We start from the raw sequence: 13,134 nt of genomic DNA, 5'->3' as shown, positions 1-13,134 counted from the left end.
GGAAGAAGCTCTCGATTTTGTTCACTTGCCTGGAATGACCAGTGAGGCGAAAAAAAGGGACAGGCTTCAGCCAGTTTTTTCTGCACGCGGTACCAGTGACACCCAAAATCGCGTTCGCGTATGCACATCGACGGGCAAACTGGCTGCCAGCAGTGCCAGCACTTGATCGGTATCGTCGAGGCGAAAGCTGCCAGTGACGCGCAGCGATTCCAGCGCCGGATCCCAGCGCAGAACACCCGAGCGGTAGCGACTCAGCTCGCGGAGGAAATCACCCAGCGGCTGGTTTTGCGCCATCACCACACCGTCGCGCCACCCGGGCATCAACGCATCGAACGCCGTCACCGCCCCGGCGCCCGAAGCTTGCAGGCTGACTTGCTGGCCCTGCTGCAATACCAGCGCCGGGCCGTGCAGCGGCTGCAATTGCACCGAACCACGGAGCACGCAGACCTGGCAATCGCGGGCATTGAGGCGCACCGAGATGTCGCTGTGATTGACGATCATCCGCCCATAAGGCGCGTTGACGATAAAGGCTGAATCGCCCGCGACGTTGAGCGCCATCTCGCCACGAATCAGCGTCAACTGACGTGCCGCCAGATCGACATTAACCGCGCTGTCGGTGTTGAGTTGCAATGAATAATCCTGGGCCAACTGCACTTTGCGCCGCTCGCCAGTGCTGGTGTGCAGGTCGGCGCGCCAGACCTCCAGCGGCAGCTCCCGACTGATCAACCACGCCGCCGGCACCAGCGCCGCCACGCCCAAGGCACGCTTGAGAGCAGCGCGCCGCGCCGGATCCGGCCGATCCAGCGTGGCCATGGCCAGCGTCGGCGGCAAACCTGCGAAACGCTGGCGAAGCTGCTGGATTTTCTGCCACGCGTTCTCGTGGCGACTGTCACTGGCGCGCCAATGCTGCAATCGGGCGTGATCTTCCTCGCTGGCACCACCGGACTCGAGCAGTGCCAGCCAGTGCGCCGCTGCCCGCGCCACTTCCCGCATTTCATCATTGGGTGCAACGCGCATCAGAGATCCACCAGCAAACAATGCTCGTACGCCTGGGCCATGTAACGTTTCACCGTGCGCTCGGAAACCTGCAAGCGCTCGGCAATCTCGCGGTAGCCGAGGCCCTCGAGTTGACTCCAAAGAAATGCCCGGCGCACGGGGCGCGGCAAGCCATCGAGCAATTCATCCAGCGCCTGCAAGGTTTCCAGCAGCAACCAGCGCTGCTCCGGCGACGGTGCGCACGCTTCCGGCAATTGCGCCAGGGCATCGAGGTAGGCTTTTTCCAGATGGCGCCGCGTGTAGAAATTGCTCAGTAGCCGTTTGCCGACGGTGAGCAGATAAGCGCGCGGCTCGCGCAATTCAGCCAGTGGCGGCGCGTTGCACAGGACGCGGACAAAGGTGTCTTGACTGAGGTCCGCCGCATCCCACGCATTGCCCATGCGCCGGCGCAGCCATGTTTCCAGCCAGCCGCGATGCTCGCGGTACAACTGCTGCAGGCTTTGCTCCGACGGTGACGTGGCTTCAATCATCTCAAGAGACCCTGCGCGAAGGTAGATTCAAATGAGACTGATTCTATTTAACTTCTGCGAGGACACAAAGCCTTTTTCTGCTCAGCGCTTGAGCGTTTCGCTCGGCAGCTCCTTGAAAAGCGCGCGGTAACTGCTGGAAAACCGCCCCAGATGCCAGAACGACCAGCGCATCGCCACTTCGGCAACGGTGGTTTCCGTGGGCCTGCGCTTGAGCAATTCACGGTGCGCACTGTTCAGCCGCCTCAGGCGTAACCAGTGGCTCGGGGTCATCCCGGTGTAGGCCTTGAAAGCTTGCTGCAACTGGCGCAGGGGTACGCCGGCAACGTGGGAAAGTTCGAGCAGATTGACCGTGTCTTCCGGCGAATCAGCCGCCCACTCCCCTACTCGCTTCATGATTTGGCGTTCGTTGTTGCGCTGTTGCAATCCTCCACGATCAAGACGGGTTTGAGCGTTGTCGAGGATGAACAGGCAGTCCTCGAGCAGTTGCCGAGTCAGGCGATCTTTATCAAGTGGATCAGCAGCTTGCGACAACTTCGTGAGAATCGAGCTTAGCCAGCCGCTGAACAAAGCGTTCTGTCCGCAGTTCAGCGGCGCCATGAACAAACCTTCGAGCTTTGCCACTTGCAAACCGTGCTCGCGGACAAAATCCGGACCGAACACCACAGCGATTTCCCGGTAGTTCTCCGGGGTGATCCAGATGTTGCGGCTCTCTTCGTTGAGCAGATACAGCGCGTTGTCGCTGCGATCGAAACAGAACGCCAGAGCCCCGGATGGCGCACTGAAATTCTGCTCGACCCGGGTGTTCATCTGTTCTTCGTAAACCTCGACGCCCTGCAGATCCAGATAGCGAATCTGCCCGGCGAAATGCCCCGGCGACATCTGCTGGTAATGCTGGACCCAGCCCGGTGTAGCGCGGATTTGCTCGGCCACATCGGCGGTATTGAACGCTTGAACCTGAAGCGGATTGCACGTTGTCATGGGGTGACCCTGCGCACTCTTTTGGTGCGCTTTGGTGCTGCTGAAAGTGGATAGATGGAATCGCAAGCCGCGCCCAAGATAGTCCCCAACGCGCCACAGGGGAAGGGGCGGAAGATGAAACCCGCCCTCCCCGGCGTCTACAAAACCAATAACGAGGTCTTTATGAACGCCCCTTTCGATCAGCTGTTCACCTGGCTGAAAGATCACAAGATTACCGAAGTCGAATGCGTGGTCAGCGACCTGACCGGCATCGCCCGCGGCAAGATTGCACCGACCAACAAGTTCCTGCATGAGCGCGGCATGCGCCTGCCGGAGAGCGTGCTGCTGCAAACGGTAACCGGGGATTTTGTCGACGACGACATCTACTACGACCTGCTCGATCCGGCCGACATCGACATGGTCTGCAAGCCGGTTTCCGATGCCGTGTATGTCATTCCGTGGGCCATCGAGCCGACCGCCATCGTCATCCACGACACCTTCGACAAGTTTGGCAATCCGATCGAACTGTCGCCGCGCAACGTGCTGAAGAAAGTCCTGCAGCTCTACACCGACAAGGGCTGGAAGCCGATTGTCGCGCCGGAAATGGAGTTCTACCTGACCCAGCGTTGTGAAGATCCGGACCTGCCGCTCAAGGCACCGCTTGGCCGGTCGGGCCGTGCGGAAAGCGGTCGCCAGTCATTCTCGATCGATGCCGCCAACGAATTCGATCCGTTGTTCGAAGACGTCTACGACTGGTGCGAACTGCAAGGCCTGGATCTCGACACGCTTATCCACGAAGACGGCCCGGCGCAGATGGAAATCAACTTCCGTCATGGCGATGCGCTGGATCTGGCCGACCAGATCACCGTGTTCAAGCGCACCCTGCGCGAGGCGGCGCTCAAGCACAATGTCACTGCGACGTTCATGGCCAAGCCGATCGGCGACGAGCCTGGCAGCGCCATGCACCTGCACCAGAGCGTGGTCGAGATCGCGACGGGCCAGCCGATCTTCGCCGATGCCGAGGGCAACATGAGCGAGCTGTTCCGTCATCACATCGGTGGCTTGCAGAAATACATCCCGAAAGTCCTGCCGATGTTCGCACCGAACGTCAATTCGTTCCGCCGCTTCCTGCCGGACACCTCGGCGCCGGTCAACGTCGAATGGGGCGAAGAGAACCGCACGGTCGGCCTGCGAGTGCCGACATCGGGGCCGGAATCGATGCGCGTGGAAAACCGCTTGCCCGGCGCCGACGCCAACCCGTATCTGGCGATTGCCGCAAGCCTGCTGTGCGGCTACATCGGCATGGTCGAGAAGATCGAGCCGAGCGCGGCGGTCGAAGGCCGGGCCTACGAACGGCGCAATCTGCGCCTGCCCATCACCATCGAAGAAGCCCTGACGCAGATGGAAGAGTGCCCGAAGGTCGCCGAGTACCTGGGCAGCAAGTTCGTCCGCGGTTATGTCGCGGTCAAACGCGCCGAGCATGAAAACTTCAAGCGCGTGATCAGCTCCTGGGAGCGTGAGTTCCTGCTGCTCAGCGTCTGAACGCGCAGCTGTCCCTGTGGGAGTTGTGCAGCGCCTGAGAATTTGATCGTTCCCACGCTCCCGCGTGGGAATGCATCCCGGGACGCTCTGCGTCCCATCCAAAGCCGAACGCGGAGCGTCCGTTGCGGCATCCCCACGCAGATCGTGGGAACGATCATTACAAGAAGAGGTGTCGATATGCGTCTATTGAAATCCGTATTCCCGGTCGCACTGAGCGTGCTGTTCAGTGCAGCAGCCCACGCCGAGCCCCAAGTCAGTGTCTACAACTGGACCGACTACATCGGCGAAACCACCCTCGCCGACTTCCAGAGCAAGACCGGGATCAAGGTGATCTACGACGTCTTCGACTCCAACGAAACCCTTGAAGGCAAACTCCTCGCCGGTCGCACCGGATACGACGTGGTGGTGCCGTCCAACCACTTCCTCGCCCGTCAGGTAAAGGCCGGCGCGTTTATGAAGCTCGACCGTTCACAGTTACCAAACTGGAAGAACTTGGACCCGAAACTGCTTGAATTGCTAGAGAAAAATGATCCCGGAAATGCGCACTCGGTGCCTTACCTGTGGGGCACCAACGGCATCGGTTACAACGTCGACAAGGTCAAGCAAGTGCTCGGCATCGACCACATCGATTCCTGGGCCGTGTTGTTTGAACCGGAGAATCTGAAGAAGCTGAGCCAGTGCGGTGTGTCGATGATGGATTCCGCCGACGAAGTCTTCCCCGCCATCCTCAACTACATGGGCATGGACCCGCGCAGTGAAAACCCTGAAGACTACAAAAAGGCTGAAGCCAAGCTCCTGAGCATCCGCCCGTACATCACCTATTTCCATTCTTCCAAGTACGTGTCGGACCTGGCCAATGGCGACATCTGCGTCGCGTTCGGTTACTCCGGCGATGTCTTCCAGGCGGCCAACCGCGCCAAGGAAGCCAAGAACGGTGTGAATATCGCTTACGCCATCCCCAAGGAAGGCGCCAACCTGTGGTTTGATCTGCTGGCGATTCCGGCCGACGCGAGCAACGCCAAAGAGGCGCACGCCTTCATCAATTACCTGCTCGATCCGCAAGTAATCGCCAAGGTCAGCGCCACCGTCGGCTACGCCAACCCGAACCCTGCGGCCAAGCCGTTCATGGATCAGGACTTGGTCAACAATCCTGAGGTTTACCCGCCGCAGTCGGTGCTCGACAAACTCTACATTTCCTCGACCCCGCCCCAGGCGATCATGCGTCTGATGACCCGGTCGTGGAGCAAAGTGAAGTCGAACAAATGAATCAGCACAGCGCACAACACACCGGCTCTTATTACGCCGCTTCTGCGCGGGCGAGCACGCCCTACCCTGCGCTGGATGGTGATTTGCTTGCTGATGTCTGCGTAATCGGTGGCGGCTTCACTGGCGTCAATACCGCGATTGAGCTCGCGCAGCGCGGTCTGTCGGTGGTGTTGCTCGAGGCGCGACGTATCGGCTGGGGCGCCAGCGGGCGCAATGGCGGTCAGCTGATTCGCGGTATCGGCCATGAAGTCGAGGGGTTCGCTCGCTACGTTGGCCAGGACGGCGTGCGCTATCTGCAGCGCGCCGGCATCGATTCGGTGGAGCTGGTGCGCCAGCGCATCACTGAAAACGCCATCGCCTGTGATCTGCGCTGGGGCTTTTGCGAACTGGCCAACACCGCCGCGCAATTCGCCGCGTTCAAGCAGGAACAGGACAGCCTCGCCGAACTCGACTATGCCCACGAAACCAGGCTGGTCGGGCCGGAACAGATCCGGCAGCAAGTGGTCGACGCCGGTGTGTACGCCGGCGGATTGATCGACATGGGTTCGGGCCATTTGCATCCGCTTGATCTGGTTCAGGGCGAAGCGCGTCTCGCCGCGTCGCTGGGCGTGCGGATCTTCGAGCAGAGTCCGGTCCTGGAAATCCTCCATGGCCCGACCGTCGAGGTGCGCTGCGCCACCGGTTCAGTACGCGCCGGCAGCCTGGTGCTTGGCTGCAACGCGCATCTGGATGACCTCGAGCCGAAACTCAGCGGCAAAGTGCTGCCCGCCGGCAGTTACATCATCGCCACCGAGCCGCTGGGCGAAACTCGCGCCGCGCAGTTGATCCCGCAGAACCTGGCGCTGTGCGATCAGAAAGTCGGGCTCGATTATTACCGTCTCTCGGCGGATCGACGTCTGCTGTTCGGCGGTGCTTGTCATTACTCCGGGCGCGATCCGGCGGATATCGCCGCCTACATGCGACCGAAAATGCTCAAGGTGTTCCCGCAACTGGCCGACGTGCGCATCGACTACCAATGGGGCGGGAAGATCGGTATTACCGCCAATCGTTTCCCCCAGGTTGGCCGGCTCAAACAGCACCCGAACGTGTTTTACGCGCAGGGCTATTCCGGCCATGGCCTCAACGTCACCCATTGGTGCGCGAAATTGCTGGGCGAAGCCATTCACGCCGGGCATAGCCAGGGCATGGACGTGTTCAGCAGCGTGCCGCACATGACCTTCCCCGGCGGCCCGGCGTTGCGTTCGCCGTTGTTGGCGCTGGGCATGTTCTGGTATCGCCTGCGCGAAATGCTCGGCTGAGCCCGCCACGACTCTGGCCCCTGTAGGAGCTGCCGAAGGCTGCGATCTTGGGACGCAGAGCGTCCCGGGCTGCATTCCCACGCAGAGCATGGGAACGATCAGGTCGCAACCTTCGGCAGCTCCTGGACTGCAATCGCGTCCCACGCCAGCTATACACATTTGCTCTATCGCCAAGCACTTCTATATTGATGAAGTGCTTTTGCGTTCCTGACGCTCAGTGCCCGATTAATTGAGGAGGACATGGATGAAGTCGTCAGCCAGCGACGAGCCGCGAGCACCCGGTCAGGCGCCGATCAAAACCCGCCGATTCGGTATCTCGCTGGTATGGATCGTGCCGATCGTGGCGGTGCTGGTGGGCATTTCGCTGGTGATTCACAACATCCTCCAGGAAGGCCCGACGATCACCGTCACCTTCAAGACCGGCGATGGCCTGACCGCCAACAAGACCGAAGTCAGGTACCGCAACGTAGTCATCGGCCATGTCTCCGATGTTGAACTGGCCAACGACCATAAACACGTCAACGCCACGATCAAACTCGCCAAGCAGGCCGAAGCCTTCACCCGCGAGGACTCGCAATTCTGGGTGGTACGTCCGCGCATCGGCGCCGGCGGGGTATCGGGCATCGACACATTGCTGTCGGGCGACTACATCGGTGCCGACATTGGCCAGGCCAATACCCGCTCAAAAAACTTCAAGGGTCTGGAGAACCCGCCGCCGATCACCTACGGCGAACCGGGCAAGCGCTTCACCCTGCACACCGCCGACCTCGGCTCGCTGGACATCGGCTCCCCCGTCTATTACCGCAAGATCCCGGTTGGCCAAGTGGTGTCCTATGCCTTGGACCAGGACGGCAAAGGGGTCAACATCGAAGTCTTCGTGCATTCGCCAAATGACGCCTACGTCACCGAAAACACCCGTTTCTGGAACGCCAGCGGCATCGACATCAATGTCGGTGCCAACGGCTTTGCGGTGAAAACCGAGTCGCTGTCGACCCTGCTGGTGGGCGGCATCGCTTTCCGCGCTCCGGATTACAGTCCCAACGATTCGCCAGCCAGTGAAGACAAGGGTTTCGAACTGTTCGCCGACCAGGCCACCGCCCTCGCCCCGCCAAACGGCAAGGCACAATATCTGGCGCTGCGCTTCGATCAAGCCTTGCGCGGGCTCAAGGTTGACGCGCCGGTGGAGTTCCTCGGAGTTGAAATCGGCCGGGTGGTGGCAGTCAATCTCGACTTCGACGAGGTCAAGCGCACCTTCCCGGTGAATGTCGGCATCGTCATCTATCCGCAGCGTCTGGGCCGCGCTCACACGAAAATGCTCAAGGCTTACCATGGCGACGAAAACGATGAGGCCACCGGCGCGCGCCTGATCGGCACGTTCATCGAAAACGGCCTTCGCGCCCAGGCCCGCAACGGCAACCTGCTCACCGGTCAGTTGTATATCTCCCTGGATTTCTACCCCAAAGCGCCGAAAGTCGCTTTTGACCCTACGGCACGGCCGGTGACCATTCCGACCGTCCCTGGCAGCCTCGAGCAATTGCAGGAAAAACTCGAGGCGATGGTCAACAAGATCAACGCATTGCCGGTTGAACGCATCGCCAGCAACCTCGACGGCAATCTGGTCGAGCTGCGCAAGGGCCTGAAGCAGTTCAACGCCAGGACTCTGCCGGGTGTACAGAGCACCCTCGCCGACGTCAGCAAGACCTTGCAGTCCGCCAATTCGACCCTGGCCGAGGATTCACCGCAACGTGAGCAGTTGACCGAAACCCTCGACGAACTCGGGCGCATGTCGCGCTCGTTGCGAGAGCTGTCGGATTACCTCGGTCGCCACCCTGAGTCGCTGATTCGCGGACGCCCCGACAACGCCGCGCCGCTGGACCTCAAAGGACCGCCACGCAATTGAGCACAGGAGCTGCATCCATGGTTTTACCGTTGAAGATCTCCCTGCTCGCTGCGCTCGTGCTGCTGGCCGCGTGCCGTAGCGACCCGATCAGCTTCCATACGCTGACCCCGGCGCAACCGGGTGCCAGCCGCAACGGCGCCGACATCGCCATCGAAAGCATCAGTGTGCCGCCGCAGGTCGATCGCGCGCAGATCGTGATTCGCCAAGGCAACAGCGGCGTGGCCATCCTGGATACCGATTGGTGGAGCGCCACCCTTGCCGATGAGTTGCGCGGTGCGCTGGTCGATCAATTGAGCGGCGGCGTCGGCCAGCAGCGCGCTTCCGTGCGAATCGACGTGCAGCGCTTCGATTCGATTCCCGGTCAGTACGCCTTGATCGACGTGAAATGGCGAGTGCGCCCATTAGGTGCGGCGGACGCGGCCCTGCTGAGCTGTCGCTCGGTGTTGCAGACGCCTTCAGGGCCGAGCATCGACGAACTGGTAACCGCGCAACAGAACAACATCAAACGCCTCGCTGCGCACATCGCGCAGGGTGCCAGCGGCTCGCGCTGCCCGCCGCAGACCTGACACCGTTTACAAATCGAAGCGATCCACCGCCCGCCGCCGCTCGTTGTCATCGCGCACATCGTAGTTGGCAGTCGTCTGGATATTGCTGTGATGCGCCAGTTTCTGTGCGATCGACAGGTCGTGCTCTTCGATCACCCGGGTGATGAATGAACGACGGAAGTCATGGGGCATGATTTTCACCCCGACCTGCGTACCGCGCTGGCGGGCAATGTAGTAAATCGCGTGTTTGGTGATGCGCTCGCGGGTGATGTGGCTGCCCCGGCGAATACGGTTGAACAGAAACGCATCGTCGCTCTCGCCTTCCTTGAGCTGTGAACGACGCAGTTCCAGCCAGGCGTCGAGCTTGGCAAAGGCCCAGGCCGGCGCGTACTTGATCAACTGTTTGTTGCCCTTGCCGGTCACCGTCAGGCTGCGTTCGTGAAAGTCGACCTGGCTCAGATCCAGATCCACCGATTCCGACTTGCGCATGCCGGTGCCGTACAGCAGCGCAATCACCGCCGCATCACGCAGGCCCTGCGGGCGCGGGTCGGCAGCGCAGACTTCCATCAGTTCATGAATCAGCGTGCGCTTGAGGTTGCGCCCCTGGGACAGCCGTGTGCCGGCTATACCCTTGACCGACCGCATCTTCAACAGGTGATCCTGGCTGATCAGGCTCATGCGCCACGCCTCGTTCATCACCCCGCGTACGGCGTTCACGTACAGCGACGAGGTGTTCGGTGCATAACCATCGGCACGCAAAGCGGCGACCAGCGCCACCACGTCTTCCGGTTGCAGGCCGTGCCAGGGGATTTCTTCGATATCGACGTCCTCGAAACCGAGGCGGTCAGCGGCGTCTTGCAGCACATAACGCATGGTCAACTGGCTGGAAGGTGCCAGTCGCGCCAGGTAAACGGTCAGCGGATTGTTGTTGGACGGTGCAGGTTGGGTACTCGACAAATCACTCAAACGAAACGGCCTTGAAATAAAAAACGATTCAACAAAAACAATAAATGCATGAAATGAAACGCAAAAAACGGCATGACTCGATGACAAGGGTTACCGCGAAAGGCCGACAACCTGCCGTTCGAGGCGGTAAAAGTCAATCGGGCATTCCCCGAACGGTCTGTTTGCTGGTTCTTCAGCAGTAGGCGAACTGAAACATCGCGCTCTTATGTTCAGTGCAGGGAACTGCGAGCAGGAGTGCGGCATGAAGATCACGGTGTTTGGCAGTGGTTATGTCGGTCTGGTGCAGACGGCGGTGCTGGCCGAGGTCGGTCACGAGGTCGTGTGCATGGATGTCGACGCGCAGAAGATCGAGCAGTTGGGCCAGGGGCACGTCAGTATTTACGAGCCGGGGCTGGCCAGTCTGGTGCGTGAAGGCCTGGATTCGAAACGCCTGCAATTCACCACTGATGAGCGACTCGCGGTGTTGCATGGGCGTGTGGCGTTCATCGCGGTGGGCACGCCGTCACGCGAGGATGGTTCGGCGGATCTGCGCTACGTCCTGTCGGTTGGCGACGCGATTGCCCGGCATCGCGAGCAGCCATTGATCGTGGTGGAAAAGTCCACGGTGCCGGTGGGCACGGGCGACGCTTTGCGCAGCCACATCGAAAAGGCCCTGATCAGGATTGGCCGCCTGCTGCAATTCGATATTGTCTCCAACCCGGAATTTCTGAAGGAAGGTTCAGCGGTTGCTGATTGCCGGCGACCGGATCGCATCGTCATTGGTTGCGAAGGCACTGAAGTGCGCGATGTGATGCGCGATCTGTACGCGCCGTTCAACCGCAACCATGACCGCATCCTGTTCATGGACTTGCGCAGTGCCGAGCTGACCAAATACGCCGCCAACTGCATGCTGGCGACCAAGATCAGCTTCATCAACCAGATCGCCGAACTCGCCGAGCACCTCGGCGCGGACATCGAATCAGTGCGCCAGGGCATCGGTGCCGATACGCGGATTGGCTATCACTTTATCTACCCGGGTTGCGGCTACGGCGGTTCGTGTTTTCCCAAAGACATGCGCGCGTTGATTCACAGTGCCGAACAAGCGCACTGTTCCAGCGACTTGCTGCAAGCGGTGGAGGCGATCAACCAGCGCCAGAAGCACAAGCTGTTCGAGCGCATCAACGCGTTCTACCGGGGCGATTTGCGCGGCAAGACCTTTGCCCTGTGGGGCCTGGCGTTCAAACCCAACACCGACGACATGCGCGACGCGCCGAGCCGGGTTCTGCTAGAAGATTTATGGGCTGCCGGGGCCAGCGTGCGCGCGTTTGATCCAGAAGCCATGGTGGAAACCCAGAATCTCTATCCAAACGAATCAAAACTGATGCTGATGGGCACGCCGGAATCGGTACTGGCCGGCGCCGATGCGTTGATCATCTGCACCGAATGGCAACAGTTCAAGGCCCCGGATTTCGAGCTGATCAAACAGCGCCTCAACAGCCCGGTGATCTTTGACGGCCGCAACCTGTACGACGCCGAGCGCCTGGCGCGCAATGGCTTTCAGTATTTCCCGATGGGGCGCGGTGAGTCTTGCAAGTTGCCGATCACCTTGCGGCAGTGGCCGGCAGCGTCTGATGTAGCCTGAACTGGCTCGCTGGTGGCCAGTGATGGCAGTGGACTGCACACAGACCCTGTGGGAACTGGCTTGCCAGCGATGACGGAATATCAGCCGATTCAAATGTTGCCTGACACACCGCAATCGCTGGCAAGCCAGCTCCCACAGGGACAATGTGCATGGGGCGATGGGGGTTGACCGGTGGCGGCTGCCCAGAGAGGATGGCGTTCGCCCAGGCTTCCCGAATAAGGACATTCCCCTCCCTTGGCCATCTATTCGCCTTTCATCCGCCGGCTGATGCTCAGCTCGCTGACCGTGGTCATCAGCCGCGCCCTGATCAGCCCGCTGCTGACGCTGTTCCTCAGCAACAAGCTTGGCCTCAATTCGCAGGATGTCGGCTTGCTGCTGGGTATCGCCGTGTTCAGCGCAACATTGCTGTCGCTGTACGGCGGTTACATCATCGACAAGCTGGACAAGCGCCAGTTGCTGATCCTGGCCATGCTCTCCAGCGGTATCGGCCTGATCCTGCTGACCTTCGCGCAGAATCTGTATGTGGTCACCCTGGTGCTGATCATCAGCGAAACCGCGTCGGCGCTGTTCTTGATCGGCAGCAAGGCGACCCTCAGTGAACAGCTGCCGGTGGGCCAGCGGGTCAAGGCGTTTTCCCTCAATTACACGCTGACCAATATCGGCTACGCCGTCGGCCCGATGATTGGCGCGGTGATTGCCGGGGTGCAGCCGTCCGCGCCGTTCATCGTTGCCGGTGCGATCGCCATTGGCAGTATTTTTCTGCTGCTCGGCGCGACCAGGGATGCCAGTCCGATAAGTTCCGGCAGTGCGCCGCAAAGTTTCCTCGACACGCTGATGATCCTGAAAAACGACCGTACCATGGTGCTGTTCACCCTCGGTTGCCTGCTCAGCACATTGGTGCACGGGCGCTTTACGCTGTACCTGTCGCAATACCTGCTGGTCACCCACACCCAGCAACAAACGCTCGACACCATGGCCGCCCTGCTCGCCTGCAACGCAATCACGGTGATCCTGCTGCAGTACCAGGTGGGTCGCTGGCTCAGTCGCGAACACCTGCGTCACTGGATTGCCGGCGGCACCGCGCTGTTCATCGTCGGGTTGATCGGTTTCAGTCTGGCGGACAGCCTGCTCGGCTGGTGCGTGGCGATGTTCATCTTCACCCTGGGCGAGATGATCATCTACCCCGCCGACTTCCTGTTCGTTGACACCCTCGCCCCGGAGGCACTGCGCGGCAGCTACTACGGCGCGCAGAACCTGTCAGCGCTTGGCGGGGCTGCCAGCCCGGTAATGTGCGGTTTTCTATTGATGCACACGCCTGCGCCAAGCATGTTCTACGCCTTGAGCGGCTTGGCGGCGCTGGGCGGTTATCTGTGCTTCGTCAGCGCTCGGCGCACCGCTTCAATGCAAAAATAGTGCACTAAAACTGCATTTATATGAATTTGTCAGCATCGATTTTGATCGGCAAACTACGCGCGTTCCTCCCCCAATGTTGGAACGCTTCTAGGGCTTTCCG

11 protein-coding genes are annotated in these 13,134 nt (G+C 60.5%); 7 read left to right on the top strand and 4 right to left on the bottom strand.

The window, feature by feature from the left end:
- Positions 1-66 precede the first annotated feature (66 nt).
- The 3 genes from AB4N85_RS08680 to AB4N85_RS08670 all read right to left on the bottom strand — a co-directional run bounded on the left by AB4N85_RS08680 (position 67) and on the right by AB4N85_RS08670 (position 2,504).
- Positions 67-1,017, bottom strand: a complete 951-nt coding sequence (locus AB4N85_RS08680) for a FecR domain-containing protein (protein ID WP_252867606.1) — start codon at positions 1,015-1,017, stop codon at positions 67-69.
- Positions 1,017-1,526, bottom strand: a complete 510-nt coding sequence (locus AB4N85_RS08675; RefSeq protein ID WP_056786013.1) for a sigma-70 family RNA polymerase sigma factor — start codon at positions 1,524-1,526, stop codon at positions 1,017-1,019. The genes AB4N85_RS08680 and AB4N85_RS08675 overlap by 1 nt, the downstream gene beginning before the upstream one ends.
- Before the next feature lie 81 nt (positions 1,527-1,607).
- Entirely contained in the window at positions 1,608-2,504 is an 897-nt protein-coding gene (locus AB4N85_RS08670; protein WP_252867605.1) for a helix-turn-helix domain-containing protein, read from the bottom strand.
- Between the two features lie 162 nt (positions 2,505-2,666).
- On the opposite strand from AB4N85_RS08670, the gene AB4N85_RS08665 reads away from it, so the two are divergent.
- The 5 genes from AB4N85_RS08665 (at position 2,667) to AB4N85_RS08645 (ending at position 9,055) form a co-directional block, all read left to right on the top strand.
- Positions 2,667-4,025, top strand: coding sequence for a glutamine synthetase family protein (locus AB4N85_RS08665; protein WP_016774729.1), 1,359 nt, complete (start codon positions 2,667-2,669; stop codon positions 4,023-4,025).
- 177 nt (positions 4,026-4,202) lie between these two features.
- On the top strand, positions 4,203-5,291 hold the full coding sequence (locus AB4N85_RS08660; protein WP_252867604.1) for a polyamine ABC transporter substrate-binding protein: 1,089 nt from the start codon (positions 4,203-4,205) through the stop codon (positions 5,289-5,291).
- Complete coding sequence (locus AB4N85_RS08655) at positions 5,288-6,589, top strand: NAD(P)/FAD-dependent oxidoreductase (protein WP_252867603.1); 1,302 nt, start codon at positions 5,288-5,290, stop codon at positions 6,587-6,589. Before AB4N85_RS08660 ends, AB4N85_RS08655 begins: the two co-directional genes overlap by 4 nt.
- A gap of 244 nt (positions 6,590-6,833) precedes the next feature.
- The gene (locus AB4N85_RS08650; protein WP_252876296.1) at positions 6,834-8,489 is read left to right on the top strand and encodes a PqiB family protein; all 1,656 of its coding nucleotides are present in this window, start codon (positions 6,834-6,836) and stop codon (positions 8,487-8,489) included.
- A gap of 17 nt (positions 8,490-8,506) precedes the next feature.
- On the top strand, positions 8,507-9,055 hold the full coding sequence (locus AB4N85_RS08645; protein WP_095180019.1) for a PqiC family protein: 549 nt from the start codon (positions 8,507-8,509) through the stop codon (positions 9,053-9,055).
- Between the two features lie 6 nt (positions 9,056-9,061).
- Here the strand turns inward: AB4N85_RS08645 and AB4N85_RS08640 are convergent, their stop codons facing one another.
- On the bottom strand, positions 9,062-10,000 hold the full coding sequence (locus AB4N85_RS08640) for a site-specific integrase (RefSeq protein WP_305965242.1): 939 nt from the start codon (positions 9,998-10,000) through the stop codon (positions 9,062-9,064).
- 241 nt (positions 10,001-10,241) lie between these two features.
- On the opposite strand from AB4N85_RS08640, the gene AB4N85_RS08635 reads away from it, so the two are divergent.
- A complete protein-coding gene (locus AB4N85_RS08635) occupies positions 10,242-11,621 on the top strand; it encodes a UDP-glucose dehydrogenase family protein (RefSeq protein ID WP_252867602.1) in 1,380 nt (459 codons plus the stop codon).
- A 234-nt stretch (positions 11,622-11,855) separates the two neighbouring features.
- Positions 11,856-13,034, top strand: coding sequence for an MFS transporter (locus tag AB4N85_RS08630; RefSeq protein WP_252867601.1), 1,179 nt, complete (start codon positions 11,856-11,858; stop codon positions 13,032-13,034).
- Positions 13,035-13,134: the final 100 nt, after the last annotated feature.

The sequence above is a fragment of the Pseudomonas sp. H1_G08 genome (genome assembly GCF_054681355.1).
Note: the sequence above shows the minus strand (reverse complement) of the source record. Positions and strands in the feature narration are given on the sequence as shown.

Excerpts from the sequence above, each read along its gene's own strand:
- AB4N85_RS08680 (WP_252867606.1), bottom strand. The coding sequence starts at position 1,017 with ATGCGCGTTGCACCCAATGATGAAATGCGGGAAGTGGCGCGGGCAGCG.
- AB4N85_RS08675 (WP_056786013.1), bottom strand. The coding sequence starts at position 1,526 with ATGATTGAAGCCACGTCACCGTCGGAGCAAAGCCTGCAGCAGTTGTAC.
- AB4N85_RS08670 (WP_252867605.1), bottom strand. The coding sequence starts at position 2,504 with ATGACAACGTGCAATCCGCTTCAGGTTCAAGCGTTCAATACCGCCGAT.
- AB4N85_RS08665 (WP_016774729.1), top strand. The coding sequence starts at position 2,667 with ATGAACGCCCCTTTCGATCAGCTGTTCACCTGGCTGAAAGATCACAAG.
- AB4N85_RS08660 (WP_252867604.1), top strand. The coding sequence starts at position 4,203 with ATGCGTCTATTGAAATCCGTATTCCCGGTCGCACTGAGCGTGCTGTTC.
- AB4N85_RS08655 (WP_252867603.1), top strand. The coding sequence starts at position 5,288 with ATGAATCAGCACAGCGCACAACACACCGGCTCTTATTACGCCGCTTCT.
- AB4N85_RS08650 (WP_252876296.1), top strand. The coding sequence starts at position 6,834 with ATGAAGTCGTCAGCCAGCGACGAGCCGCGAGCACCCGGTCAGGCGCCG.
- AB4N85_RS08645 (WP_095180019.1), top strand. The coding sequence starts at position 8,507 with ATGGTTTTACCGTTGAAGATCTCCCTGCTCGCTGCGCTCGTGCTGCTG.
- AB4N85_RS08635 (WP_252867602.1), top strand. The coding sequence starts at position 10,242 with ATGAAGATCACGGTGTTTGGCAGTGGTTATGTCGGTCTGGTGCAGACG.